Consider the following 25,188-nt stretch of genomic DNA (forward strand, 5'->3'; position numbering starts at 1 on the left):
ATCTTAAACCAATGGGTGGCGGTTCCAGTCTTTGTAGATGAGGTACTTCGCGGGGCGCTTGCCGATGGCGCCAAACCATTGAGGGCAGAAGGGGCCCATCCAGATGAAGTCGCCTGAGGTGACGGGATACCAGTTATCGCCGAGGCGGTAGATGCCTCCGCCTTCGAGCATGATCAGGCCGTGTTCCATGATGTGGACTTCGACCATGCTGAGAGCGGCTCCGGGTTGGTAGGTCATGGTGTTGACGGCGAAATCGAAGGAGGGAGAGTTGGGCAGGAGGCTGCGGACCTGAAGGCCGGGGTCGTCGTTGAGCGGGACGGAGAGGGTCTTGTCTTCGTGGCCTACGAGGGTCTCTGGTGCTGAGGCGGAGGCGATTGCTTCGTAGGGTTTTTCGATGACGACGAGTCGCGTGGCCTGCTGCGCGGTGAGGGTGTGCGATGTGTCTTCGGGGATATAGGCGTAGCCGCCTGGTATGAGGGTTTGGAAGGCTGTGTCGGTTGCGAGATCGGCTGCGCCTTCGATGGTGTAGAGGAAGCGCTGGTTGGTGGTGGGGCCGAGGGTGCCGCCAGGTTCGAGCTCTGCGGTGTATTGAGTGAACGCCGCGCCGGCTGCGGGTGAGATGTGGACGATGGCGGTGGCGCGCTCCATGCCGGGCAGCACGGTGCGGACGAAGGTGTCCGGGGTGTGAAGGAGATGGTCGCGCTGGTTGGTGCTGCGGGTGTGTCCGAGGTTATGCATGGCCATCCTTGGTTCTATCATCCCTCAACTGCGCGAGGAACTCCATTGCGGTGGCGAGTGCGGCCTCTACATCCTGCGGCAGGACGGCTTCGTTGGGATGATGGCTGAAACCGCCGGGGCTGCGGAGGAAGAGCATCGCGGAGGGGACGGTGGGGGCGAGGATCATGGCGTCGTGGCCGGCTCCGCTGGTCATTCTGCGGCTCGGAAATCCGGCCTTGGCGGCGGCGTTTTGAAGCAGAGTGGTGAGATGGGCGTCGAGCGGGACGGCGGGTTGTTCCATCTCAGTGTGCGTTGTGAGTCTGACTCCGCGTTTGGTAACGGCTGACCGGGCGTTGTCGATCATTGCAGCTACTGCAGTGTTTCGCATCGCATCGCTTGCGTGGCGCAGATCGAGCGATGCCTTGACTTGTCCGGCGATGACGTTTCCTGCGCCGGGTGAGGCTTCAAGCTTGCCTACGGTTGCGACTAGTCCGGTGTGCGTGGTGGCGTACTCTTCGACGGCTACGATCCACTCGGCTGCTGCAGTCATGGCGTCGTGCCTTAGATGCATGGGCGTAGTCCCAGCGTGATTCGCCTGGCCTTCGAACAGGAAGTGCATGCGGGTCTGTCCGACGAGCGTTTCGACGATGCCGAGGGATGCACCCTCGTTCTCGAGCACAGGGCCTTGTTCGATGTGACACTCGAGGTAGGCGAAGACGTTTGGGGAGAGCACCGCGTCGGAGAGATCTGCGAGGTCGAGGCCGTAATGAGTGATCGCTTCCGCTAGAGTAATGCCTTCTCTGTCTTTGCGTCGCAGGGCATACTCGTCAAGACCTCCGACGGCGGCGAGGCTGCCCAGGAATGGCTTACTGAAACGAACGCCTTCTTCTTCTGAGAATCCGATGACTTCGATAGAGAACGGCAGAGGGTAGTCTTGCAGCTCTTCGACGACGGCGATGCCGAGAACTACGCCGAGGATGCCGTCGAAGGCTCCGGCGTTGGGGACGGTGTCGAGGTGAGAACCAATAAGGAGGCACGGGGCGTCCGGGACGGACGCAGTTGAGATACCGCGGATATTGCCGATGGCGTCCACTCGCACGGTCATTCCGGCTGACTCCATCCACCTGCGCAGCAGCGCATGGACTGCTTGCATGGGAGGGGTGAGGAAGCGCCTGGTGATCTCGCCGGAGACTTCGGTATGGCCGGCAATCTCGCGGCAGCGATCGATGATCCTCGTGGCGTGGTCTGTATTTGTTCCTGTCATGGTTTCTTTTTAGCGATGAGTTATGGCTTGCGGCGGACGCGCGCTTCTATGTAGCCGTGGGGCTCGTCGGTGGGGACGAAGATCTCGTTTGGATTGTCCTGTCCGAAGCGCGAGAGGTCGACGAGAAGGCAGTGCTTGTTGGGCATCGTGATCTTGATCTCGTCGATCTCCGGCACGTCTTCGAGTGCGCTCTCGGCCATGGCGTACAGGGTTTGCTGCACGGATTTGCTGTCGTGGTTGGCGAAGGTTCGCAGCATGGTTTCGCAAAGTTTTGCGCGTACTGTTTCGAAGTCCGGAGTGCTTGAGAGATAAGACCATTCGGCGGTGACTGCGGTTCCGAAAAGGCGGTCTTTGGTCTCAGTCAGGGTGGTGAGGGAGTCCTTGATGTAGCCCTCGAAGGCGGAGTTTGCCGTCTTGAGTAGAACCAGGTTGTCGAAGCCAGAGAGAATGCGGAAGGCTTTGCCCTGTGCGCGTTCGACGGTGGTGGTTTGAAGCTCGCCACTGCCTTTGACGAAGGTGCTTGGGTGCGGCTCGCCATCGATGGTGAGCCGTTTCCACGGAGTGCTTTCGATATGGACCGAGGTGGAGGAGGCCTGCGGATTGCGACCTAGCAGGAAGTCGATTAGCTCTTTGGCATAGTCCTCCATCGAGGCTGCCTTCGAGGTTCGGGCCAGAGAGTAGACGGTGTTCTTCATCGTGTCCGTCGGGAGAATCCTGCTGTTGTCACCGTCCTTGTGGGTAGCCTCGAAGTCACCCTGGAGCAGAACCTGAACGGTCCATTCGCGCAGATCGTGGCCATGCGCGTGGCGCGTCACCTTCATGAGACGGACGCGAGATTTTCCATAACGATTTTCAACCAGCTCAATCATCGGATCAGCTTCCTCGGTAGGTGGTGTAGCCGTTAGCGGTCAGGAGCAGAGGGATGTGGTAGTGTTGATCGGCTTCGGTGACGGTGAAGATGATTTCAACATACGGATAGAGGCCGTGCAGTTGATGCTGTTGGTAGTAGGCTTCGGTCGCGAAGTGGACACGATAGATCCCCGGAAGCAGCAGCTCGGCGGCGGGTAGAAGGTGTTTGCAGCGGCCGTCGGTGTCGGTAGTTGCTTCGTTGATGACAGACCATGCTCCGTCGCTCATCCGTGCGAGAGTGATGGGAACGCCTGTTGCTGGGCGTCCGAACGCGATGTCGAGAATATGTGTCGAGATGCCCATCGTTACTCTGACTCCAGCCAGCGGTGAAGGCGCAGCTTTGTGATCTGGCGTTGTTGTTCGGCGGCTTCGCGAAGCTCTTGCGCAGGGTCGTTGTTCATTCTTGACTCCAGGATGGTGAGAATTTCAGCAGATGTTTTGCCTGATGCGCAGACGATGAAGATTCTGCCGAACTTCTGCTCGTAGCTGTGGTTTGCTTCTTCGAGTGCGAGTTTCGCTGCTTCGTCTTTGGTCAGTACTGTGAGTTGCTCCTGCGCGGACCAGAGAAGAGATTTGTCGGTGGCATGAGCTTGGGCGTGTCGTTCTCCGATGCGTGGATGGCTGTCGAATGCTTCGCGCCAGGCTTGCTCGGGAAGGTCGAGCCAGATGGACGAGGAGGCTTTGAGGAGGGATGCTTCGTCCGGGAAGGGCCGACTGGAGGCTAACGCCGTGGCCCACGCGTGCGATCCACAGCAGGGAAGTATCTCGCGGGCGGCGGTGGTGGGGTCGAGCGAGTTCCATTGGGAGAGGACATGGTTCATGCGTGTGTGCCTACTATAACTTGACCTCGCGGCCTGACGGGGTCTGGGCAAAGTGACCCTCGTGGTAGACGGGTTCTCCACGCAGGTAGGTGGCTTTCACCGCGCCGCGCAGGGTTTCGCCTGCATATGGGGAGATGGCGTGGCGATAGTGCAGCTTGTCCAGTGTGACGGTGAACTTTGCTTCGGTGTCGAAGCGAATGAAGTTTGCTTCGCGGCCACGCTGGAGTGCGCCCGCTTGAGAGGCGAGGCCTGCGAGGGCAGCGGGGGCACTGCTCATCCAGCGTGTTATGTCGTCGAGAGTGTGGCTGCGGTGGAGACAGTCTGTATGGATGACCGATAGCGCGAGCGAGAGGCTGGCGATGCCGCCCCAGGCCTGGTCGAAGCGGCCGGTCTCTTCGCGCTTCATCGCAGGAGGGCAGGGGGAGTGATCGGTGACGATCATGTCGATGGTCCCGTCGACGAGTCCGCGCCAAAGGCCGCACTGGTTCTCTTTGCTGCGGATGGGAGGAGCGCACTTCAGCAGGGTGGCTCCGTCGGGAATCTCTTCCGCAGCGAAGTGGAGATAGTGAGGACAGGTTTCGACGGTGATGGGAAGGCCCTCTTTGCGGGCGGCCTTCAGTTGGGATAGTGCGAGCGCGGTGGAGAGGTGAACGATGTGCAGACGGAAGCTGTACTGACGGCAGAGCCGGATCATGAGGCGGACGGCCTGGAGTTCGGCTTCGTCGGGGCGTGAGGCCAGGTAGGTTTCGTAGCGTCGCCAGTCTGCCTGGGTGAGAGATTGGGTTGCGGCATCAATAGGGCCGGCGAGTTCTGCGTGTACGAGTAGCGGGAGTCCTGATTGAGAGATGGAGGGGAGTGCGGCTTCGAGCTGCTGCTGATCGATCATGGTGAAGCCGTCGCAGCCGGGGTAGATGAGGAAGCATTTGAAGCCGAGGACTCCGGCTTGAGCGAGTGGCAGGATGTGCTGTTGATTGTCGGCGACAGCTCCGCCCCACGGGGCCCAGTCAACGAAGCATTCGCCGGCCGCGGAGTGGCGCTTCTCTTCGAGCGCAGCGACGGTGGTAGTCTCGGGCAGGCAGTTGAGCGGCATGTCGATGAGGGTGGTGTAGCCTCCGGCTGCGGCGGCGCGGGTTGCGGTGCGAAAGCCCTCCCACTCGGTACGGCCTGGTTGATTGATGTGCACGTGCGTGTCTACGAGGCCTGGTAAAAGAGCGTCGCCTCCGCAGTCGTGGAGGACGGCATCGACGGGCACCTCGGACGGCTGGCAGATGCCGAGGATCTTTCCCTCTTCGACGAGAAGCGCGCCGGGTTGCGTGCCGTGCGGGGTAACGATGCGTTTGGAGAGAAAAGCATGTGCCATAATTTGATTATTCCGTTACTTCTGCCGCATACATTGTGACGCAAGGATATCGAGCCGAATGCAGGGCAACCCCATCTTTATGCAGAGAGCGATCGCACTGGCGACGGACAATGTGACGTCGGGCCGCGGAGGGCCATTTGGCGCGGTTATTGTGCGCGATGGCGAGATCGTTGCGACCGGCGCGAATCTTGTCACGGCGACGAACGATCCGACTGCGCATGGCGAGATTGTAGCAATCCGCAACGCGTGTACGACGCTTGCGAGCTTTCAGCTTACGGGTTGCCACATCTACACCAGCTGCGAGCCGTGCCCGATGTGCCTGGCGGCGATCTACTGGGCGCGGTGCGAGGCGATCTTTTATGGAAGCTGTGCGGCGGATGCTGCGGCTGCTGGATTTGATGATGCGTTTCTCTATGGAGAGATGAAGTTACCTATCGACCTGCGGCAAATTCCTGCGATCAATCTGCTGCCGGAAGAGGCGATCTTGAGCTTTGTAGCCTGGCGCAAGCATGCCGGCAGAATCGACTACTAACGACATGGCTACGAGACAGAAGAGAACAGCGATCAAAAAAGAGAAGACGGAAGCGGTGGTGAAGGTTGCGCTGCTGGGCTTCGGTACGGTGGGGAGCTCAGTGGCGCGGGTGCTGGCTGCGTCGAAGTTTCCGGGTGTGCAGCTGACGCATATCTTCAACCGCAATGTCGAGCGGAAGCGGACCTCTGAGGCGGCGAAGGCTGTGCCGGCCTCGGTGGTGTGGACCGATAGCATCGATGCGATTCTGCGGTCAGATGTAGATGTGATTGTCGAGCTGATGGGCGGCCTGAGCCCGGTAGAGAGCTGGCTGCGCAAGGCGATCGCTGCGGGCAAGTCGGTAGTGACGGCGAATAAGCAGCTGATTGCGTATCGAGGCTCGGGGCTGGCGAAGCTGGCGGCGCAGCATGATGTTCACTTGATGCACGGAGCTGCGGTGGCTGGAGGCGTGCCGGTGATTCCTGGGATGCTGCAGGGGCTGTGCGGTGACCAGGTGACGAGGCTGAGCGGCATCGTCAACGGAACGTGCAACTATATTTTGAGCCGCATGGAGCGTGGCGCGGACTATGCGACGGTGCTGGCGGATGCGCAGCAGCTTGGCTACGCCGAGGTGGATCCTTCAGCGGATGTCGACGGGTACGATGCGCGGGCGAAGCTGTGCATTCTTTCGCGGATTGCGATGCACGCAGAGCTCGACCCCGATGCGGTAGCGATTCAGAGCATCTCTGCGATTGAAGCAATCGATTTTTCTTATGCGAAGGAGCTGAACTGCACGATTCGGCAGGTCTCGCGCGCGGAGCTTGATGGCAGACTCGTGCATGCGCGGGTGGCTCCGATGCTGGTGCCGCTGGCCTCGCCGATGGCGTGGTCGCACGGCACGCAGAATATGGTGATCGTGAGCGGGAAGTTTGGCGGGGATGTTGTGTTCTCCGGACATGGCGCGGGCGGAGATCCTACTGCGGTGGCGGTTGTCTCCGACCTGCTGGCGGTGGCGCAGGACTGCGACACGGTGACGCTGCCGATACGCAAGCGCGAGGTGACAGGGGATTTTCTGGCGCCGCATTACCTACGATTTGTGGTGGATGACAAGCCGGGCATCGTCTCGGCTATCTCTGGTGCGCTCTCGAAGGTGGGCGCGAATATCGATTCGCTGCTGCAGCGGCGGGGGTATCCAAAGCATCGACTACCATTTGTGGTGACCACGGAGCCCTGTCTGACGACGATCATAGAGCGCGCCCTGGCCTCGATTGCGCGAATGGACTGCATGCTGGAGAAACCGCTGTGTTTGCAGATGCTTGAGGTAGAAGACGAGGCGGAGTAGAGGTACAATCTTCGCGTCGATGACCTTCGCCTGGAGGAGCCGCGATGCCAACTGTAGCCAACGGAAAGATCTGCTACGTGGAGATTCCATCTACCGACGTCCCGCGTTCGGCTAAGTTTTACAGCCGAGTCTTTGGATGGGAGATTCGAAAGCGAGGAGATGGCGCTACCGCCTTCGATGACGCAGGTGGCGGGGTGAGCGGTGCGTTTGTAACGGGACGGCCAGTAACGTCCATCGCCGGCGTCCTGGTTTACGTCATGGTGGATAGCGTGGCGGCAGCCCTGGAGACGGTGGTTGCGGCGGGAGGCAAGATCGCTGAGCCCATTGGGGCTGATGCGCCGGAGGTTACAGCCAGGTTTCTGGATCCGGACGGGAATGTATTTGGGCTTTACCAGGAGCCGGTGTGATCAGACGATAAAGACAAACGAAAGGCCGTGAGCTGATGACTCACGGCCTTTATCTTTGAGAATGTAGCTAGTACTTGGGCAGGGAGGGGTCGATCTTGTCTGCCCAGGCGAGGATGCCGCCGGTGAGGTTCGATACATTCGTGAAGCCAGCCTGCTTGAGAGCTACTGCAGCCCTCTGGCTGCGTGCGCCGGACTTGCAGTGGACCACGATCGGGCTGTGCTTCTTATCGGCGAGTTCGGCGCTGCGGAGTGCGATCTCTCCAACGGGGATGAGAGGCGCTCCGAGGTTCACGATCTGGTACTCGTGCGGCTCACGGACGTCGAGGACGAAGACATCTTCCCTGGCGTCGAGCTTGCGCTTGAGCTCCTGAACGGAGATCTGCGAGATACCGTCGACTACGGGGAGATCGCCGACTGCCTTATCGCGTGCGACTTCGAGGGGACCGACCTCGCTGGGTGGAGCGATGCCGCAAAACTGGTCGTAGTCGATCAGCTCCGTGACGGTGGGGTTGGGTCCGCAGACGGGGCACTCTGGGTTCTTACGCAGCTTAAGGGTACGAAAGCTCATGCCGAGGGCGTCGACTAAGAGGAGCCTGCCGATGAGTGGCTCGCCTATGCCAAGGATCAGTTTGATGGTTTCAGTGGCCTGGATAACGCCGACGAGACCGGGAAGTATGCCGAGCACGCCACCTTCGGCGCAGGAGGGAACGAGGCCTGGCGGTGGCGGCTCAGGATAGAGGCAGCGATAGCAAGGGCCTTCCTTGGTGCCGAAGACAGAGGCCTGGCCCTCGAAGCGGAAGATGGAGCCGTAGGCGTTGGGCTTGCCGAGCAGGACGCAGGCGTCGTTGACAAGGTAGCGGGTCTGGAAGTTGTCGGTGCCGTCGGCGATGACGTCGTATTCCTTCAGGATCTCCATCGCGTTGGCGCTGGTGAGCATAGTGTTGTGCTTGACGACGTTGACGGTGGGGTTGAGGCCCTTGAGCATGATCTCGGCTGAGTCGACCTTGAGCTTGCCGACGGTCGCGGTGGAGTGGATGATTTGGCGCTGCAGGTTGCTGGCGTCGACGGTATCGAAGTCGACAAGGCCGATGGTGCCTACGCCCGCGGCTGCGAGGTAGAGTGCGAGCGGCGCGCCGAGACCGCCGGTGCCAACGCAGAGCACCTTCGCGGCTTTGAGCTTCTGCTGGCCCTCCATCCCAACTTCGGGCAGGATCAGGTGCCGAGAGTAGCGGGCGATCTCGTCATTAGAGAGCTTGGGGAGTTCTACGGTCTCTTCGATTGCGGTTGGCATCTGGTTTTCCTCTGCCTCTCGGAGGGAGGCGTCAAAATCTTTCGCTTTCGTAAAACCGTCCTTTGACGGTTACAAATAAAAAAGTTTTGCGGTCAACAGCTCTTTCCGCCGGCGATGGAGGGAATGATGGTGAGCTCGTCGAACTCGGTCACGGCGGTCTCTTCTTTGTTAGGGAGATAGCGAAGATCGTCGTCGTTCAGGTAGACGTTGACGAACGACCGGAGCTTGCCCTCGGGGGTGAACAGGTGCTGCTTGATGTCGGGGTACTGCACGGTGAGCTGCTGGAAGACCGCGTTGACCGTTGCTCCCGCGACGCTGACGGTCTCAAGTCCGCCTGTGTAGGCGCGCAGCGGAGTGGGGATGTGAATGTTCATTCCTGACCTTTCTGGTTGTGCGCCTCGGCTTCGGCGACGTGAGTGGCAATGTCGATCTGAATGGGTTCGTCCTCGAAGTTCTTGTCGTCTTCTCCGGTTCCGGTGAGTAGGAAGGAGTTGGTCAGGACGGCCTTGCCTTGGTCGACGCTGGTGATGATGTAGGAGCAGCCCAGCCAGTGGGCTTCGGCGAAGTCGGTCTTCGACCACTGGGCCGGATGGTCGGGATGGGAGTGGTAGAAGCCGACGATATCGAGGCCGAGACCGCGCGCCTGCCGCTGAATCTTGACGAGCTCCTGCGGGGCGATGTGGTAGCGGTTATGAGCTGAGTCAGTGCGTGTATTGCCGGCGCGAACGATCTGCCGAACGTGATTGCCTTCGCCGGCGATGTTCTTTCCAAGCAGGACGCCGCAGCACTCATTGGGGTAGGTCTCTTCGCCGTGGGTGCGCAGGGATTCATAGTCATCGTAGTGAATGCGGAGCATCTGGTTACTCCTCCTGCCAGAAGCGTTCGCTCATGTATTTTTCTGCAGAGTCGCAGAGGATGGTGACTATGACAGCTTCGCGGTCCGCGTTAGCTTCACGTACGGCGATCTGGAGCGAGGCTGCGACGGCAGCCGCAGCGGAAATTCCGACCAGGAGGCCCTGATGACGCGCCAGATCCTTCACCATCTTGTAGGCGGTCTCTGTGGGCATCTCAATGTTCTCGTCAGCAAGGGTCGCGTCATAGATGCGCGGCACGATGGCGGTGGCCATGTGCTTGAGGCCTTCGAGACCGTTGAAGGGTGAGTCCGGCTGCATCGAGATGCACCGAATGGAAGGGTTCAACTCCTTGAGGCGGCGGGTGGTGCCCATGAAGGTGCCGCTGGTGCCGAGGCCGGCGACGAAGTGGGTCACCTGCGCTTCGGTCTGCTCCCAGATCTCGTTGGCGGTGGTGCGATAGTGTGCTCGCCAGTTCTCGTCGTTCGAGTACTGGTCGGCGTAGTAATACTTATCCGGCTCGGCGGCGGAGAGCTCACGCGCCTTGCGGATGGCGCCGTCGGAGCCGTTGGCGGGGTCTGTCCAAATGACGTCTGCCCCGTAGGCGGCGAGGTAGCGTTTGCGCTCGGGCGAGACGTTTGACGGCATGCAGAGGGTTACGGGAAAGCCGAGTGCTGCGCCCAGCATGGCGTAGGCGATGCCTGTGTTGCCGCTGGTGGCGTCGAGCAGGCCACGACCGTCGCGGAGAAGACCTCTGCGCTGCGCATCGGCGACGATGGCGGAGGCGGCGCGGTCTTTGACGGAGCCGCCCGGGTTGGCCCATTCGGCCTTGCCCAGAATCTGAACGCCGGGAAGATGGGAGGTGAGTCGCTCCAGTCGGACGAGTGGAGTGTGGCCTACACGTTCAAGAAGGCTCGTTCCAAGCGGTTTGACGGTGGTGATCATGCAGATTTCATCTTCTTTGAGGTCATTTGAGTGGTTTTGCACGGTGCCGATTGAAGGACCCCGGCGGATGTGCGACAGTTAATCAAGTCTAACGTATTGCACCTATGGCAAAAAAGATCGCACACCGAAGCTTCAACGATGTTCTCGCACTCCTCGGCGGCCAGAGATTCGATGTTGCCCCTGCTCAGGAGGGTGCAAAGCGTACGCCAAATGCTGTCCAGGTAAGGAAATACGGCTGCGCGGCGGAGATTGCCACGGCGCCGGACGGCACGGTCGAGATTCTGGCACGACCGGGCTGGCTTCTGAATGGTGAGATTGCGCGCGTGCTCGACCGCGGCTACCAGAAGTTTCTGAAGACCGGCAAGCTGGAGATCCCTGCGACGGCCGATCATCTGCGGGCGATTCACGAGTTTACTCAGGAACTGAACGAAGCTGCCGGGGCGACGAGCCTCTATAACCAGGCGCTGGGCACGACCAGCAACGTCTACCACTACGATCGGGTTAAGGGCAGGGATTAGGCGGTATCGGTTTAGCGTAGCCGGTTCTGTTCGCGCTGTAGCTCGCGGTAGGCTTCGCTTTTGCCGATGCCGCGCTCGCGGGCGACTCGCTTGAGAGCGTCCATCTCGCTGATTCCTTCTGATTTTCTCAAGGCTGCGACTTCGGCGGCGAGGGTAGCCTTCGTCTCCGGGGCAGTCTCGGCGGCTGCGGGCGCGAGCATCAGCACGATCTCTCCTCGAACGCTGGCGCGGGCGTTGAGCTGTGAGCGAAGATCGGCGACCGTACCTCTCAGAAACTCTTCGTGAAGCTTGGTCAGCTCGCGTGCGATGACGACGTGCTGAGCTGGTCCGAAGACGGACTCGACATCCGCGAGTGTGTCGAGGATACGATGGGGTGCTTCGTAAAAGATGTGCGTCGCATCGCTTCGGTCCAGATCTTCGAGCGCTGTCTTTCGCTGACCTGCCTTAGCGGGAAGGAAACCGTGGAAGGTGAAGTGTTCGGTAGGGAGGCCGCTGGCGATGAGTCCGCTGATGGCGGCATTGGCGCCGGGGATGGGAAAGACATCGACTCCGGCGGCGAGGGCTGCGGCGACGATCTGCCCTCCGGGATCGGCGATGCCGGGTGTGCCGGCGTCACTGACGACAGCGATGCGCGCGCCCTGCCTTAACTCCGCAATAAGCTCTTCGGTGCGCGAGCCCTCGTTGTGCATGTGATAGCTGACGGTGGGGGTGCGGATCTCGAAGTGGTTGAGCAGCTTCTGCGTCTGGCGCGTATCTTCGCAGGCGATGCGGTCTGCCTGACGGAGCACACGCAGCGCGCGTAGGGTGATGTCTTCGAGGTTGCCGATGGGAGTGGCGACAAGGTAGAGCCCTGGAGCGAGCGGTCGGTCGTCGCGGCTCTGAAGATTGTTTTGGTCGCTGATCTGATTCGGGGACATTATTCCGGTTGCTTCAGCTTGCGGCGTTGATTCAGCATGCCCATGGAGAGAGAGAGATTCTGCGGCGTAATGATGCCGACGATGCGGTCGCCTTCAAGGACCGGCACCATCTGCGCGCCCTGGCCAGCCATGATGCGGCGCAGCGTCTTGACCAACGAGTCATCGGGCTGGGCGGTTTGGAAGGAGCGCGTCATGACGCCCTGCACGTAGCCATTGCCGTCGCTTTGCAGCGCGTCGACGATGCTCTGACGCGAAACTGCGCCAACGAGGTTCGATCCGCGCACGACGGGGAAGACATCCTGCAGAGTGTGGACGGAGCGCTGCAGCGCATCCTCGAGCGTGTCGGACGCGGAGAGCATGCTGAACTGCGTGAGCATGACGTCGCGCATTCGGACCGTATCTACGTCAGTCTGGAGGAGCAAGCCCTGATCTTCCATGTGCGAGCCGATCATGAGAAAGGCGCCGATCATGACCAGCCACATATTCGGTACCAGCAGGCCGGCGACGATAAGTGCGATGGAGATGAACTGACCCAGTCCTGCGGCGGCGCGAGAGGTCTTTATGACGCCCCGGGTCTTGGCGAACTCTCCGCGAAAGACGCGGCCGCCATCGAGCGGTGAGGCTGGCAGCAGGTTTACGACGCCCAGCAGGAGGTTCATCCATACTGCGGCTCGGAGAAGATGCATCGGGGACATCCAGGGCCGGTCGACGAGATTGACTTCAGGCGCGATGGTCAGCGTGATCGCGGCCAGCAGGAGGCCGAAGGCGATGTTTGCGGTGGGTCCGATGACGGCCATGCGCTTCTGCATCTCGGGAGTAGAGGCTCTCTCGGTGGCTTCGTTGGAGGTGTAGCTCATCAGGCCACCGACCGGTAGCAGAAGGATGCTGCGCAGCTCCAGCCCGAACCATGCCGCACCGATGGCGCGAGCCACCTCACGGACGACGACTGCGAGGAGAAGCAGCAGCCAGAGCGCAAAACCTCGCCCTCCGGTTCCGCCTGTCATGGAGGCGTAGCTGATCGACAACCCAAGGATGAGGAGGAAGAAGGTGTGGATGCGAATATCCACGCCGAGAAATCTGCCGATCGGAAAAGACCACCCACGCATATCCTCCATTGTATGCGCTGCGGTTTCGCGTTCGAGGCGCTGGCGGCTTACCATAGAGAAGATGCGCGTCATTGCAGGTACTTACCGTTCCCGTCAGCTCTCTGCCCCGCCGGGTTTGAAGACGCGCCCCACCAGCGACCGGCTACGCGAGACACTCTTCAACATCCTTGCGCCGCGACTTGAGGGTTGCCGGTTCGTTGACCTCTACGCCGGTACTGGTGCGGTTGGGATCGAGGCCATTAGCCGAGGCGCATCACATGTCTGGTTTGCCGAGAACGCGGAGCCGGCGCTCGCTTCGCTGCGACAGAATCTTGCAGCGCTGAAGATCAGCCGGGGGTTCACGTTGGAGGATCGCGGGGTCGGCGCAATGCTGCAACGGCTTGCCAAGCTGCCACAGCCCATCGACCTGGTTTATCTCGATCCTCCGTATGAGGCGGAGGACGAGTACTCCGGAACATTGAACTTCTTTGGCAGTGTGAGAGGGCGCGCGATCCTTGGCCCGGATGCTCTGGTGGTGGCGGAACATGGCAGCAAGGCGAAGCTTGCCACGCGCTACGGGGTGCTGGAGCACACTCGCCTGTTGAAGCAGGGCGATGCTGCTCTCAGCTTCTTTGTGCCTGCGGCGGCTGAACGAAGCCTCCACCCTGATGGCGGCCAGTAAGCAGATCGACAGAGAAGGGGACTTCGCGGTCGGTGAGGAGATTCCATCCCATGCCATTTAGGGTGTTTGCTTCGACGCTGGTGACGCGGACTCCCTCCCAACTGAGCCGGGCCGTCTCCCACGCCATGCCGGTTGCGCCCCAGGCGATGAGGGAGTGGAAGCCGATGAAGAGCAAGAGCTCTTGTTCAATGAGTGCGCGTACTTCGACTACGGGCTTCATCGCGAGGTGAACGCAATGCTCTGGTTGTGCCGTGTCGATGATGTACGCGTAGCCGCCGGCGACTGCGCACATCTCCTGCTGGTTCGGACAGGCGAAGACACCGGTAGGCATGGTGGGGTTGGTGAATCCGAGGGCGCAGGTTGCGAGGAAGGTGCCTCCGCTGCCGGAATGGACCATTAGCTGCAGTGCTCCTCGCGCGAGCGCATCTTCTTCGCCAGCGATCTGCTGCGGATAGATAAACTGCCGAGCGGGTGCGATCAGGGGAGGCGTCTTCAGAGTCTCGGCGCTCCAGCTCTGAGCGAATCCGGCTGCATCTTCTGTGAATGAACTTGGCATCAGCGAATCGTATCCAGCGCCTGAGCGATGTCTTCGAGGAGATCCTCGATGGCCTCGCAGCCTGCGCTCAGACGGATGAAGCCGTCCGGGACTGCGTCTCCTCCCCACTTCGCACGACGTTCCGCCGTGGTGGTGATACCGCCGAAGCTGGTGGCATCGGTGATCAGCTTCGCATTGGTGAGGAAGGTGTCGGCGGAGATTTTATCGCGCAGGGTGAAGCTCAGGACAGGGCCGAAGTAGCGCATCTGACGCTTTGCGATCGCGTGTCCGGGATGTGTGAGCAGCCCTGGATACATCACGCTTGCTACCTCTGATCTTGTTGCCAGAAGCTCTGCGATGCGCTGGGCGTTCTCGCAGGAGCGTTCGAGCCGCAAGGGCAGGGTCGCGATAGAGCGCAGCGCGAGCCATGCTTCCATGGGGCCGAGAGCGGCTCCGGTGAGAGTGCGCCATTGATCGATCTTTGCGTGCAGCTCCGGGTCACGCACGGCGACGTGGCCCACGAGAAGGTCGCTGTGTCCGGTCATCGCCTTGGCGTCGGAGGCGACGGAGAAGTCTGCGCCGAGGGCGAGCGGAATCTGGCCCAGTGGGGTGGGTGTGGTGTTGTCGACGGCGACCAGAGCGCCTGCGCGGTGGGCTGCTTCACTAAGCAGAGCGATGTCGGAGATCTCCATTCCGGGGTTGCTGGGCGACTCCAGCCAGAGGAGCCGCGCCCCCTGCAGCAACTCGGCCTGCGCGTCTCCCGCGCCGGCCAGGCGGAGAGTGACGCCCATCGGCGCGAAGTACTGCTGCAAGAGCACGCGGGCGGTGTAGTAGGCGTTAGAGGGAAGGACGACGACGTCGCCGGGCCGCAGCACCGCTCCAAAAACTGCAGTGCACGCGGCCATGCCCGAGGCGAAGACCAGAGCTGTGGCGCAGTAGCTCTCTCCCGTGCCCAGCTGGCCTGACTCCATCTGTCCGATGGCGTCTTCAAGCGCGGTCCAGGTGGGGTTGTGAGAGCGGGCGTACGTGTAGGGAGTACTGGAGGGGTCACCCGGCGTGTGATAGGGCGCGGCGAACACCGGGCCGGGGTGAAGGGGCTCTCCGGGGACGGTCGGGCTCAACGTGGAGCGGATGATTCTGGTGGCTTCGCGCATAGATTTCGGGTGCAGATTCGGAGTTGAACCGATTGATGGTAGCAGGGTCAGCGGGGTCTTTTCCTGGGTGGTGCGGGGGAGGAGATGAAGTGTTCCCAGCCACCGGCCTTTAGCTCGGTGGTGCTTCCGTTGAGCGCGATTAGCTTCATCAAGGGTTGTCCTTTGCGTTGAGGCTTGAGCATTCCAATGCGCGTGATCGGAACTCCTGCGAGGGACGACGGCATCTTGACGGAGGTGGGCGCGGCAAAGAGTAGTTCGTAGTCTTCGCCTCCGTGCAAGGCCGCGTGCAGAGCTGACGGTGCGTCGAGTTTTGCGGCGAGTGGGTGGAAGGGGAGTGCCTCCTGTTCGATCTCAGCGCTTACTTTGGAGGCTTGGCAGAGATGCGCGAGGTCGGTCGAGAGGCCGTCGCTGAGGTCCAGAGCTGCAGTTGCGAGAGATCGTCGCAGAAGAGCTTCGCCAACATCGAGGCGGGGCTCGGGAAACATCTGCGGATGGTCGGCGGTGGAGTTGATGCGGAGGGTCAGTTTTTTACGCTTCAACATGGAGGCCAGCTCTGCGCTTGCGCCGCCAAGTCTGCCGGAGATATAGAGAACTTCGCCGGGCGAGGCGCCTGCGCGTCGCAGGGCCTTCCCCTTGGGCGCTGAGCCGACCAGGACGATATCGGCGAGCAAGAGCGCATTCCTGCCGCCCGGCGACTCTGAGGTGTCCCCGCCTGCGAGGGAGACGCTGTGGAGCTCGGCCAGGGCTCTCAGACCGTTGAAGAAGCGAGCCGTCCAAGCTCTGCCTGCGGAGGTGGAGAGTAACGACGCGGGCAAGGCAAGGGAGAGGAAGGCGGCGAGCGGAGTTGCGCCCATGGCTGCCAAGTCGCTCAACCCGCGAGCAAGACAGCGATGGCCAACCGACTCTGGTGGGTGGGTGTCGCGGCGGAAGTGGCGGCCTTCGAGAGTAAAGTCTGTGGTGACAAGCACTTCGCAGCCAGAGGGTGGACGGAGGATGGCGCAGTCGTCGCCGATGCCGAGTTTGACGGCTTTCCCGGTGGAGGCAAAGTCGCGGCGGATCTGCTTGATCAGGCTCAGCTCCCCGAAGGGGGTCAGCTTGCCGGGATATGGCGACGGCTTATTCATGCTGATGGAAGCATAAACGGTACGCACAATGTGACTCTTTTGTGGTAGTTACGGGATGAAAATCTGGTCTATGCTCGTTTGCACAGCGGGTAACTGGTTTGGTACCCTCTAAGAGGACGCTCACAGAGAGAACTGCAATCAAGAATGGCGATTGATGAATTCGATTTGCCGCATCTGATTCTTTTGACTGTAACCTCTCCGAGCCGCGGGACGCTTCGCGGTCAAATCTGGGCTAGGGATTCCGATTGAAGCTGAAAAAACGCTACTACATCATGTTCGTCAGCCGCGACGAAGAAGGCAATCTGAACAAGGTTCCCGTGCCTCTGCACTATGCCTATATGTTTGTGGCTGCCGCGGTGATCGGCATGTTCACGATCACCGGACTGGCCGGCTCCTACTCCAGGATGCTGATCAAGACTGCGCGATTTAACCAGTTACGGCAGGACCATAACTCACTTCAGAAGGACTACGCGCACTTGGAGAGGGCTGCGCATGAGAAGGATATTCAGGCGGCTTCGCTGGGCTCCCTGGCGAGCGAAGTCTCCGTTTTGTATGGCCTGACGGCCAGCAAGTTGGCATCGCCCATGGGCAAGCTCACCGAAAAGCACGTCAAATCCGTAGGAGTGGTTGAAGCGATTGCAACGACTCCCCTGACGGGTTCGCCGGATGCTTCAGATAACTCTGAGGCGGGTTACTACAAGTCGATTGACGCTTTCTATGCGCTCCGCAGTTCGGCGATGAGCGGCACGGCGACGCGTGCGATCTCGAGTCTGAATGGTCCTGGCTATATCTCCACCGATCTCTTCGGGGCGGCCAGCCTCGAGTCTGCGTCGTATGTTCCGACGCTCTGGCCGATCATGGGGCCGATCACGAGCAGCTTCGGCCAGCGCGAAGATCCGATCCTGGGTAATGGCGAAGGCGAGTTCCACACCGGTATCGACATTAGCGCTCCGAACGGGATTCCGATCCGTGCAACAGGCGATGGGGTAGTGAGTCGGGCTGAGATTTCCAATGGCTACGGCCGCGAGGTGGTGATCGACCACGGACACGGGGTAGAGACGGTCTACGGACATATGTCGGGCTTTGCCTGTATTGCGGGGCAGACGGTGGTTCGCGGCCAGGTGATCGGCTATGTTGGCCACAGCGGTCGCACGACTGGCTCGCACCTGCACTACGAGGTTCGCATCAGAAACACGCCGGTGAATCCGCATAAGTATCTACGGACGACGTTGGCCGACCTGGGCACGGAGATCGCAAAGGGTCAGTAATCTTCGGACGATTCACGATGGCAGGGCCTGAGTTAATTGGCCCTGCTTTTTTTGCGCCTAATCAATGATCCTCAAAGAAGCTCAAGCAGTCGGCGGTCCATTCCCGAAATGGATCTATTTTTTTTGCCCTCTTTTTGTGCACCCTTTGTGTAATACCTGCATGGGTGCCCCGCCGATATAGTCACGATGGAACTACTGGAGTCTTGTAGTAAATCGCGTCGGTCAGCCTTGGAAACGAACGATTTGAATCCAACTCTGGCTATTAGAGGGAATGAGACATACATGGTGCAGACCTCGGCTGCTTTTCGACGTGACACACAGGGCCTCGACGGATCGATTTCGTTGTCGGAGATTATCTCTGCGCTTTCTTATGCGCTGGATCTAACGGAGGGCGCGGTGCATGGGCACGCGCTGCGAAGCTGCCTGCTGGGAATGCGCATCGCGGCAGAGGCGAAGCTTCCGTCCGAACAGACCAGCAGCCTTTACTTTGCTCTTCTGCTGAAAGACATCGGAGGCAGCCGCAGCGCACGTCGCGCCAGCCAGATTATCGCCGGCGACGACCGGGCCGCGAAGGCAGCGGTGAACCTTGAAGACTGGACCAAACCCCATAAGCCTGGTCTTTCGACACTGAAGCTGCTCTGGAGCCAGGTCCTTCCGGAGTCTGGCCGCGTGGTCAAGGCCGCCCGGTTCCTCAGGAATGGAATTGCAAATCCGCAGAGCGTCTCTGCGATCTTTGGCCCTCGTTACGACCGGGGCGCGAGTATTCTCAACGAACTTGGAATGGGATCGATCGCTGCTGACGCTGTACGCAGTCTGGACGAGCGCTGGGATGGAAGCGGTTATCCTGACAGCCTGAAGGGTGAACAGATTCCTCTGCTGGCTCGCATCTGCGCCGTAGCACAGCATCTGGACTTCGCGTCGGCTGGACTAGGGGTGCAGAGGGCAATCGAGACACTCGACGAGCTTAGCGGCACCTGGTTCGATCCGCAGCTGGTCCGCATCGCCCGTTCTTTGCACCGTCGCGGGGCGCTCTGGAACCAATGCTCCCCTGCAGATGCCGAAGAGGATACCCGTCAGGCGGTTCTCGATCTCGACTCCGGTAGACGGCATCAGTTGGAGTCACGCCAGATCGACCGAATCTGCGAGGCCTTCGCGGATGTGGTCGATGCCAAGTCCCACTTTACCTTTCGCCACTCCCAAGGAGTCGCAGATGCCGCGTATGGCATCGCGCAGGCGATGGGGCTGCCAGCGGACCGCGCGCAACTGGTTCGCCGGGCTGCGTTGTTGCACGATATCGGCAAGTTGGGTGTTCCCAATGCAATCCTCGACAAGAAGAGCCAGTTGAATCCGGAGGAATGGCAGTCCGTGTACGAGCATCCGCGGATGACGCGCATGATTCTGGAGCGGGTCGCTCCCTTCCGCGAGATGGCTGTGATCGCAGGCGAGCATCACGAGAAGCTGGACGGCTCGGGATATCCCGATCACCTGAAGGGCTCCGATCTTTCCATGGAGTCTAGGATTGTTGCGGTTGCCGATGTCTACGCGGCGCTCTCAGAGGATCGCCCGTATCGCGTGGGAATTCATCTTGAGGAGACTCTGTCGATCATGTCGAAGTTAATTCCGACCCAGCTCGATGAGAGCTGCTTCGAGGCGCTGGTCTCGGTGGTCTCGGCAAAGCGGGGCGTCGCCTCAGCGCCGGTGCCACAGCTTGCGGGGGCGCGCGGTTACGCCTTCAAACACGTCGCCTTTGAGAGTGCTCTCTGACACAACGGCTCAGATAGCCCTACAAATACAAAGAACGGCCGAGACTCTCGGCCGTTCTTTGTATTTGGCAACAGGGATTATTTACCGGTGTAGGTGACGTGCCAGACCGTCTTCGATCCATCGTCGGTGACGAAGAGCGAACCATCCTTGGCAACGGTGACGCCGACGGGACGACCCCAGACCTTCCCGTCGGGAGTTACAAAGCCAGTCAGGAAGTCTTCGTACTCGCCGGTTGCGTGGCCATCGTGCATGGGGATGCGAATGACTTCATACCCGGCACGATGGGCACGATTCCAGGAGCCGTGCTCCGCAGCAAAGCCATCCCCGCTATAGGAGGTGGGAAACTGCTTGCCGGTATAAAAAGCCAGCTCAAGTGAGGCAAAGTGTGGCTGCAGGATGACGTCCGGGGTGATGACCTTGCCGTTCAACTCCGGATGCGTCCCTTTCAGGCGCGGGTCCTGATGATTGCCCATGTAGTACCAGGGCCAGCCGTAGAAGCCATCCTCTTTGACGCTGGTGATGTAGTCGGGCACAAGGTTGTCGCCGAGGCGGTCGCGCTCGTTGGTGGAGCACCAGAGCTGGCCGGTGGTCGGGTTGATGGCTTCGCCAACGCAGTTGCGGATGCCACTGGCGTAGATCTTGAGGAATTTTCCTTCCGGGGTGAACTCGAGCACGTCGGCGCGATGGAACTCGTTGGGGTGGGTGTCGGGGTCGTCCACGTTGGAGGCGGAGCCGACGGAGACGAGCATCTTGCTGCCGTCGGGAGAGAAGACTACGTCGCGGGTCCAGTGGCCGCCGCCGCGAAGCTGGGCGAAGCCGGGGAGCTGGGCGACGATGGTCTCGGGCTTTCCGGTGGCGACCAGGTCGCCGGACTTGTAGGGGAAGCGGACGACGGTCTTGGTGTTGCCGACGTAGACCCACTTGGGGTTCGGACCGCTCGGGTAGAAGGCGATGCCGAAGGGAAGGTCGAGGTCGGAGGCGAAGGTTGACACGGTCGCTGCCTTGCCGTCCGGGCCTACGCCGCGGAGGATCATGATCTTGTCGCCGTGAGAGTCGGCGAGGAAGATGTCGCCGTTGGGAGCGGTGCGCATCAGGCGCGGCTCCTTGAAGCCCTGCGCGTACATCTCTACCTTGAAGCCTGCGGGCGCGACAGGCCATGCGCCTTCGGGACGCGGAACGACGCTGGGGCCGTTATCGACCGACTCGTCCTCCTTGGGTTCGGGGAGGTCGGCTACCGTTATCTTGCGGCGTACGCCGGGATGCTCCTGCGTGTAGTCGGTGAAGGCAGATGGGCCGGTGATGACCGCGCCGGACTGCGCGAATCCAGAGGCCGGTAGGACAGACACCAGGGACGCCAGAGCCAGGACTCGAAGAACGAAGGGAGTAGAGCTATGCATGGGAGGATTCTCCTTGAAGCGTAAAAGTGGTTAGATGCTGCTGCCCAACCATGTGAAGTTGACCGTTGACGACCTCGAGTTCGACGGTTTCGAGGTTCGGTATGAAGTTGACGGAATGAAAGCGCCGAAAGTTTGACATGATCTGTTGATCGGTCGCGTGGGGGAAGAGTAAGAGAAGGCGAATGGCCTGCATGAAGAAGCCGTGGGTGAAGACGACGATGCAGCCGTCGAATTTCAAGCGGGCAAGCCGCTGAAGTGCGGTGCGGCTGCGAGCGAGAAAAGCAGTAAAAGATTCGGCGTCAGGACCGTCGGCATAGGCCGGGTCGTTTCGCTCCCAGAACTGCAGAATTTGAGGCATCTGCTGCTCTTCGCTGGTGCCTTTATGCTCCATCGGGTTCAGGTAGCTGAACTCCTGGATGGGCCACTCTTCAACCGGCACCTCAGGATACCGTTGGCGGGAAGGCAGGGAGGTCTCCTGCGCCCGCTGATAGGGCGAGACGAGGAAGAGGTTCGGGCGGCAGGAGAGTCTGTCGGCAAAGGCCTTCGCCTGTGCGTGGCCCAGCTCCGTCAGCGGGTTGGTGATGTGATCGGGCGGGATGCCGCCGGCATTTGCAACGCTCTGGCCATGGCGAACGAGCAAGATCCTCGTTGCCGGGGGAGTGGTGGCGTCGGTCGCAATGCTGGTCATCGCGTCAGGAGAAGCGTCAATCGGGGCGTCAGTCATGGCTGAAGATCGGTTGCGGGGGCTGCAAGTTGCTTGACGAGCTCAAGCGGGATATTCGCGGTTAGAACCGCGCGATCTTTATGCTGCTCCACCTTGGTGGAGTCGGTCAGCTCGCGGAAAGCCGTGTCGGTGGCGGGATGGGGCTGCATCTGAGCCTGTGCCAGCTGCACGGACTTCATCAGGCTCAGCAGGGAGATGAGGGTCTCGGTGGCGTGGGCCGCGTCCGCGTCATTGGGAGCGATCTGCTCGATGCGCAGATGTAGGGTGCCGAGATAACGCAGGCTGGCGACGAAAGTGGTGTCCTCCGGCAGAGAAAGCTGCAGGCCGAAGATGCTGATGGAGCCTCGCTCGGAGAAGGGAAGCCCGATGTGGCCGATGGCCCAGGCGCTTGAAAATGCAGGAACATCCCGATAGCGCGCCGACAATAGCGACGAACCGGAGAAGGGAGAGGCCGAGGCGCCGTGGCGGTCGAGGATCGAGTGGATCTGCTCCGCGGTGGGCATGTTGGAGGCGGCGATTGTGTCGTAGCCGAGTTGCGCGATGCGGAGGGGCCGCGTGAGCTTGTCGTCGCCGACGCGGATGGTGAAGATATCGTGGCCGGCGTAGGTCTCCTTCGCCGTAGCGATCGAGGCGAGATAGCGTGCGAGGCGATTTCCATCGAACCGGCCTTCGAAGACCTCGGAGTAGCCTACGGGGCCGTTCGGTCCCTTGGGATCGTCCATGCGGTGCAGTGCGAAGGCAACGGAGTCGAGATCGCGCTCGGGCACGATGCCGGTGGCATCGATGAACTGCTGATATTCAGGGCTGCGGTTTACCGGGGAGCGGTCGAAGTGGGTGGCGGCACGAAGCGGCTTCAGGTTGGCGTAGACGATGGCGTCGGACTCCGGCAGCAGGCGCGCAGCCTCCGGCGGGGCAGTCTTGCGCAGCACCAGAGCGAACACCAACGCGGCAATCAGCCCCAGCACCAGCAGCAGGGAGTAGCGCGTGCGCTTATGCATTCGCCTATACATCAAGGACATGGCCGGTAGGGCAAAGTGTCTGCATAGTTAGTACGAAGTTACGACAAGAGCGCTTCTAGATAAGCATAGCCCATTCACGGCGGGTGTTATGAACTGTGTTCGCCATGCAGACGGCGAAGCGATTCTTGGGGGGTTATTCCACGATGGCGAAGGTGTAGATCTTTCCTCCGTTGGTGACGTTTCCGGTGCCGGGGGGCAGGATGCCGAACTCTCCGCCGGCGACCGTGTTATCGACGGTGAACTGGTAGGTACGCGGCGCCGTCTTCGCCGGCTTAAAGGGAACCTCATCGCGGTCGGCGCCGCCAGTGGAATGAAAGACTCCGCCTGTGAGGATGCGGAACTCGCGGTTACTGGAGTTGAGACGAAAACGAACGAAGGTGTACTCGGTGGCAGCGACGCCCTCTGGGGTGTAGAGGAGGATCTCGATAGGCCGTTTGAGCGCCAGTGCAGACTCTCGTCCGTTCACGCGCCCGTTGCGGTCCTGCTTGATGATGCCGTGGGTAGCGGTCGACTTGATGAATCCGCCGGATTTGATGTGCACAATCTCCGGATCGATAGCGGTCCAGCGTCCCGCGCGATCCTTGTAGTAGACGCCGATCTCGTTAACGTCCGAGAGCTCAATGGGTTTTTCGGTCTCGGGCACATTGGTGAGCTGGCGGCGGCTTTTGTTCATCATCGCGGAGACGACGCGGTCGGAGAGGCCCGCGTTTTTCAGTGCGACGAGCGAGTCGGCGTCCGTGAGGTACTTGCCGGGTTGCGTGTTGATGGTTTGAAGGATGAGATCTTCGCCGAGCCCGGCTTTTGCCATGCGGAGGACAGAATCGTTGTTCATCACTGCGGTTTTTGGCGGGGGTGAAGTCTGCGGGCCTTCGATCAACTGCGGAGCATCGCCCGTACTCTGTGCCACAACAGGCAAGGTGATGAAGAGAAGAGAGAGCAGCAGAAGAAAGCGCATGAATTTGATCCGGCCCGGTCCCTGAATTTCAAACAGATTGAAACAAAATGCTGGCATAGGCTAGCACGGCGGCGGAGCTTGGATGGTCTCTGCGCGAGCCCGTTGAGCTGAGGAAAACCGTCGTTCACGGGCCATTGCTCCAAGATTCCTGCTATGCTAAAGTTACGTCTGCGGCGCACTCTGCGCAGGGCAATGCTGCGCGTTGAGCGGCTGAGCTTACAGAGGGCAAGTTGTTGTTTGGGCTGGCGTAGCTCAGCTGGTAGAGCATCTGATTTGTAATCAGAGGGTCGGGGGTTCAAGTCCCTTCGCCAGCTCCAGTCTCAAGCAGCAGAGAAAAGAAAGATGGTTTTGGTTGTACTGCTTGCCGTTCTGGCTTTGCAGGCCTCCTGGTCATTCCTTCAAGGGTACGTAACCGTCCGATTCGCGGTTTAGAATCGAAGTGCGGCTTGAACGATTGAGATGAGGGCTGCGCGTTGGATTTCAAGCAGGATGTGCACAGGTGGCCGAGTGGTTAATGGCAGCAGACTGTAAATCTGCCACTCTTCGAGTTACGGAGGTTCGAATCCTCCCCTGTGCACCATTTATTTTGTTCGACGTAGTGGTTGCAGGAGTTGGTGAGTGTTGTGGATCTAAGCCCGGCAGGCAGCGGAAGGATGGCAATTGCGCTGGTTGTGCTGGGATTGTTGGCGGTTGCAGTCTGGCGAACGATGGAGCCGGGCAAGTACCAGCAACTTACTTGGATCCTGTTAGGTTTTTTTGCCTTTCGTGTCATACTCGGACGGATGCGTTCGCGGTAAGATTGTCAGGTAGAGAAGATTTTCAGCAGGTTGTATCTGTAACAGGCTGGCGTAGCTCAGTGGTAGAGCACTCCCTTGGTAAGGGAGAGGTCGAGAGTTCAAGCCTCTCCGTCAGCTCCAGACATTTGTTGCATGGGCCTTCGCTTCAACTGTGCCCCGTAGAAGGCAGTATAGGGGCTCGGTCCCTGCAGGTAAGCGGGAGTAACTCAGTGGTAGAGTCACAGCCTTCCAAGCTGTTGGTCGCGGGTCCGATTCCCGTCTCCCGCTCCAAAGATTTTTGAACGCGGTCAAGGCAAGAGCGGCCGCAGGAGAGTGTGTTGAGCAGTCTGTATCAGCAACCCGTACTAACCGTCTCTGATCCGGAGACCTTTCAGGCGGTGAAGACAGCCGTCGAAACCTCCTTCTCGTCCGGTCGTGTAGCAGATTTCCTGAAGTCGCTGGAGCGTTCGAAGCTGCGTATTCGCGACTTCGAGATAGTTCTGGGTAAAGGAAATCTTGGAGCCGCCACCCAGGCGGAGTACAACAAGCTGGGCAACTCCGACCAGGGCCAGATTCGCGAACTTTATCTCGCCAGCCTGGAGCAGGTAGCGCCTGAGCTGCGAGAGAAGTTTTTCAAGTTGTACGCATACTACTGAGACACAGCTTCCATCCACAGAGTTTAGTTTCGCGCTTTTAGTTTTCGTTTGAAGTATTCACCTGAACCCCGGTGCACGCGCCGGCCAACACGAGGAGACGAGCAGTCATGGGCAAGGAAAAGTTTGACCGGTCAAAGCCGCACGTAAACATCGGGACGATTGGGCACATCGATCATGGCAAGACGACGCTGACGGCGGC

At 60.3% G+C, this 25,188-nt stretch carries 28 protein-coding genes and 4 tRNA genes; 13 read left to right on the top strand and 19 right to left on the bottom strand.

The window, feature by feature from the left end; genetic code table 11:
• Positions 1-3: 3 nt before the first annotated feature.
• From allE to allB, 6 genes are read right to left on the bottom strand one after another with little or no spacing between them, the layout of a single operon-like run.
• Entirely contained in the window at positions 4-738 is a 735-nt protein-coding gene (gene allE / locus GSQ94_RS10530; protein ID WP_158943783.1) for a (S)-ureidoglycine aminohydrolase, read from the bottom strand.
• Entirely contained in the window at positions 731-1,981 is a 1,251-nt protein-coding gene (locus GSQ94_RS10535) for an allantoate amidohydrolase (protein ID WP_158943785.1), read from the bottom strand. Before GSQ94_RS10535 ends, allE begins: the two co-directional genes overlap by 8 nt.
• A 20-nt stretch (positions 1,982-2,001) precedes the next feature.
• Positions 2,002-2,850: a factor-independent urate hydroxylase gene (gene pucL / locus GSQ94_RS10540; protein WP_158943787.1), complete on the bottom strand. Its 849-nt coding sequence runs from the start codon at positions 2,848-2,850 to the stop codon at positions 2,002-2,004.
• Positions 2,851-2,854: 4 nt separating this feature from the next.
• Entirely contained in the window at positions 2,855-3,193 is a 339-nt protein-coding gene (gene uraH / locus GSQ94_RS10545) for a hydroxyisourate hydrolase (protein ID WP_158943789.1), read from the bottom strand.
• Between the two features lie 2 nt (positions 3,194-3,195).
• A complete protein-coding gene (gene uraD / locus GSQ94_RS10550) occupies positions 3,196-3,711 on the bottom strand; it encodes a 2-oxo-4-hydroxy-4-carboxy-5-ureidoimidazoline decarboxylase (protein WP_158943791.1) in 516 nt (171 codons plus the stop codon).
• A 13-nt stretch (positions 3,712-3,724) separates the two neighbouring features.
• Entirely contained in the window at positions 3,725-5,071 is a 1,347-nt protein-coding gene (gene allB, locus GSQ94_RS10555; RefSeq protein WP_158943793.1) for an allantoinase AllB, read from the bottom strand.
• A 58-nt stretch (positions 5,072-5,129) separates the two neighbouring features.
• On the opposite strand from allB, the gene GSQ94_RS10560 reads away from it, so the two are divergent.
• Genes GSQ94_RS10560 through GSQ94_RS10570 form a run of 3 tightly spaced genes read left to right on the top strand, consistent with a single transcriptional unit; the run spans position 5,130 to position 7,328 of the window.
• Positions 5,130-5,603, top strand: a complete 474-nt coding sequence (locus tag GSQ94_RS10560) for a nucleoside deaminase (protein WP_158943795.1) — start codon at positions 5,130-5,132, stop codon at positions 5,601-5,603.
• A gap of 4 nt (positions 5,604-5,607) precedes the next feature.
• Complete coding sequence (locus GSQ94_RS10565) at positions 5,608-6,921, top strand: homoserine dehydrogenase (protein ID WP_158943798.1); 1,314 nt, start codon at positions 5,608-5,610, stop codon at positions 6,919-6,921.
• 44 nt (positions 6,922-6,965) lie between these two features.
• A complete protein-coding gene (locus GSQ94_RS10570) occupies positions 6,966-7,328 on the top strand; it encodes a VOC family protein (RefSeq protein ID WP_158943800.1) in 363 nt (120 codons plus the stop codon).
• 67 nt (positions 7,329-7,395) lie between these two features.
• Here GSQ94_RS10570 and moeB read toward each other — a convergent pair whose 3' ends face one another.
• The 4 genes from moeB to GSQ94_RS10590 all read right to left on the bottom strand — a co-directional run bounded on the left by moeB (position 7,396) and on the right by GSQ94_RS10590 (position 10,415).
• The gene (moeB, locus tag GSQ94_RS10575; protein WP_158943802.1) at positions 7,396-8,619 is read right to left on the bottom strand and encodes a molybdopterin-synthase adenylyltransferase MoeB; all 1,224 of its coding nucleotides are present in this window, start codon (positions 8,617-8,619) and stop codon (positions 7,396-7,398) included.
• 92 nt (positions 8,620-8,711) lie between these two features.
• The gene (locus GSQ94_RS10580) at positions 8,712-8,993 is read right to left on the bottom strand and encodes a MoaD/ThiS family protein (RefSeq protein ID WP_158943804.1); all 282 of its coding nucleotides are present in this window, start codon (positions 8,991-8,993) and stop codon (positions 8,712-8,714) included.
• Positions 8,990-9,475: a Mov34/MPN/PAD-1 family protein gene (locus tag GSQ94_RS10585; RefSeq protein WP_158943806.1), complete on the bottom strand. Its 486-nt coding sequence runs from the start codon at positions 9,473-9,475 to the stop codon at positions 8,990-8,992. Before GSQ94_RS10585 ends, GSQ94_RS10580 begins: the two co-directional genes overlap by 4 nt.
• A gap of 4 nt (positions 9,476-9,479) precedes the next feature.
• A complete protein-coding gene (locus GSQ94_RS10590; protein WP_158943808.1) occupies positions 9,480-10,415 on the bottom strand; it encodes a PLP-dependent cysteine synthase family protein in 936 nt (311 codons plus the stop codon).
• 104 nt (positions 10,416-10,519) lie between these two features.
• Here GSQ94_RS10590 and GSQ94_RS10595 point away from each other — a divergent pair, with 104 nt between their 5' ends.
• On the top strand, positions 10,520-10,933 hold the full coding sequence (locus GSQ94_RS10595) for a hypothetical protein (RefSeq protein WP_158943810.1): 414 nt from the start codon (positions 10,520-10,522) through the stop codon (positions 10,931-10,933).
• Positions 10,934-10,944: 11 nt separating this feature from the next.
• Here the strand turns inward: GSQ94_RS10595 and rsmI are convergent, their stop codons facing one another.
• On the bottom strand, positions 10,945-11,850 hold the full coding sequence (gene rsmI / locus GSQ94_RS10600) for a 16S rRNA (cytidine(1402)-2'-O)-methyltransferase (RefSeq protein WP_158943812.1): 906 nt from the start codon (positions 11,848-11,850) through the stop codon (positions 10,945-10,947).
• Complete coding sequence (locus tag GSQ94_RS10605) at positions 11,850-12,956, bottom strand: site-2 protease family protein (RefSeq protein WP_158943814.1); 1,107 nt, start codon at positions 12,954-12,956, stop codon at positions 11,850-11,852. Before GSQ94_RS10605 ends, rsmI begins: the two co-directional genes overlap by 1 nt.
• Before the next feature lie 61 nt (positions 12,957-13,017).
• Here GSQ94_RS10605 and rsmD point away from each other — a divergent pair, with 61 nt between their 5' ends.
• A complete protein-coding gene (rsmD, locus tag GSQ94_RS10610; RefSeq protein ID WP_174240916.1) occupies positions 13,018-13,617 on the top strand; it encodes a 16S rRNA (guanine(966)-N(2))-methyltransferase RsmD in 600 nt (199 codons plus the stop codon).
• On the opposite strand, the gene GSQ94_RS10615 is transcribed toward rsmD, so the two are convergent.
• Genes GSQ94_RS10615 through thiL form a run of 3 tightly spaced genes read right to left on the bottom strand, consistent with a single transcriptional unit; the run spans position 13,559 to position 16,457 of the window.
• Entirely contained in the window at positions 13,559-14,173 is a 615-nt protein-coding gene (locus GSQ94_RS10615; protein ID WP_158943816.1) for a hypothetical protein, read from the bottom strand. The two genes, rsmD and GSQ94_RS10615, sit on opposite strands and share 59 nt — an antisense overlap.
• Positions 14,173-15,306: a cystathionine gamma-lyase gene (locus tag GSQ94_RS10620; RefSeq protein ID WP_158943818.1), complete on the bottom strand. Its 1,134-nt coding sequence runs from the start codon at positions 15,304-15,306 to the stop codon at positions 14,173-14,175. Before GSQ94_RS10620 ends, GSQ94_RS10615 begins: the two co-directional genes overlap by 1 nt.
• Positions 15,307-15,353: 47 nt before the next feature.
• Positions 15,354-16,457: a thiamine-phosphate kinase gene (gene thiL, locus GSQ94_RS10625; RefSeq protein WP_254063789.1), complete on the bottom strand. Its 1,104-nt coding sequence runs from the start codon at positions 16,455-16,457 to the stop codon at positions 15,354-15,356.
• A gap of 224 nt (positions 16,458-16,681) precedes the next feature.
• On the opposite strand from thiL, the gene GSQ94_RS10630 reads away from it, so the two are divergent.
• Complete coding sequence (locus GSQ94_RS10630; RefSeq protein ID WP_254063810.1) at positions 16,682-17,698, top strand: M23 family metallopeptidase; 1,017 nt, start codon at positions 16,682-16,684, stop codon at positions 17,696-17,698.
• 282 nt (positions 17,699-17,980) lie between these two features.
• The gene (locus GSQ94_RS10635) at positions 17,981-19,462 is read left to right on the top strand and encodes an HD-GYP domain-containing protein (protein WP_158943820.1); all 1,482 of its coding nucleotides are present in this window, start codon (positions 17,981-17,983) and stop codon (positions 19,460-19,462) included.
• Positions 19,463-19,539: 77 nt separating this feature from the next.
• Here the strand turns inward: GSQ94_RS10635 and GSQ94_RS10640 are convergent, their stop codons facing one another.
• The 4 genes from GSQ94_RS10640 to GSQ94_RS10655 all read right to left on the bottom strand — a co-directional run bounded on the left by GSQ94_RS10640 (position 19,540) and on the right by GSQ94_RS10655 (position 23,557).
• The gene (locus GSQ94_RS10640) at positions 19,540-20,859 is read right to left on the bottom strand and encodes a sorbosone dehydrogenase family protein (protein ID WP_158943822.1); all 1,320 of its coding nucleotides are present in this window, start codon (positions 20,857-20,859) and stop codon (positions 19,540-19,542) included.
• On the bottom strand, positions 20,852-21,583 hold the full coding sequence (locus GSQ94_RS10645) for a histidine phosphatase family protein (RefSeq protein ID WP_158943824.1): 732 nt from the start codon (positions 21,581-21,583) through the stop codon (positions 20,852-20,854). The genes GSQ94_RS10640 and GSQ94_RS10645 overlap by 8 nt, the downstream gene beginning before the upstream one ends.
• On the bottom strand, positions 21,580-22,581 hold the full coding sequence (locus GSQ94_RS10650; RefSeq protein ID WP_174240917.1) for a hypothetical protein: 1,002 nt from the start codon (positions 22,579-22,581) through the stop codon (positions 21,580-21,582). Before GSQ94_RS10650 ends, GSQ94_RS10645 begins: the two co-directional genes overlap by 4 nt.
• 154 nt (positions 22,582-22,735) lie before the next feature.
• Entirely contained in the window at positions 22,736-23,557 is an 822-nt protein-coding gene (locus tag GSQ94_RS10655) for a hypothetical protein (protein ID WP_158943828.1), read from the bottom strand.
• 241 nt (positions 23,558-23,798) lie between these two features.
• On the opposite strand from GSQ94_RS10655, the gene GSQ94_RS10660 reads away from it, so the two are divergent.
• The 6 genes from GSQ94_RS10660 to GSQ94_RS21820 all read left to right on the top strand — a co-directional run.
• Positions 23,799-23,874: transfer RNA gene (locus tag GSQ94_RS10660), tRNA-Thr, on the top strand.
• A gap of 176 nt (positions 23,875-24,050) precedes the next feature.
• Positions 24,051-24,137 (top strand) — tRNA-Tyr (locus GSQ94_RS10665).
• Between the two features lie 262 nt (positions 24,138-24,399).
• Positions 24,400-24,474: transfer RNA gene (locus tag GSQ94_RS10675), tRNA-Thr, on the top strand.
• A gap of 75 nt (positions 24,475-24,549) precedes the next feature.
• Positions 24,550-24,624, top strand: a tRNA-Gly gene (locus GSQ94_RS10680).
• A gap of 44 nt (positions 24,625-24,668) precedes the next feature.
• Entirely contained in the window at positions 24,669-24,989 is a 321-nt protein-coding gene (locus GSQ94_RS10685; RefSeq protein ID WP_371417493.1) for a hypothetical protein, read from the top strand.
• A 107-nt stretch (positions 24,990-25,096) separates the two neighbouring features.
• Positions 25,097-25,188 (top strand): GTP-binding protein (locus GSQ94_RS21820; RefSeq protein ID WP_216843074.1); only part of this gene is annotated, 92 nt, incomplete at its 3' end.

It is taken from the genome of Granulicella sp. S190, assembly GCF_009766095.1.
Classification (GTDB): Bacteria; Acidobacteriota; Terriglobia; order Terriglobales; family Acidobacteriaceae; genus Edaphobacter.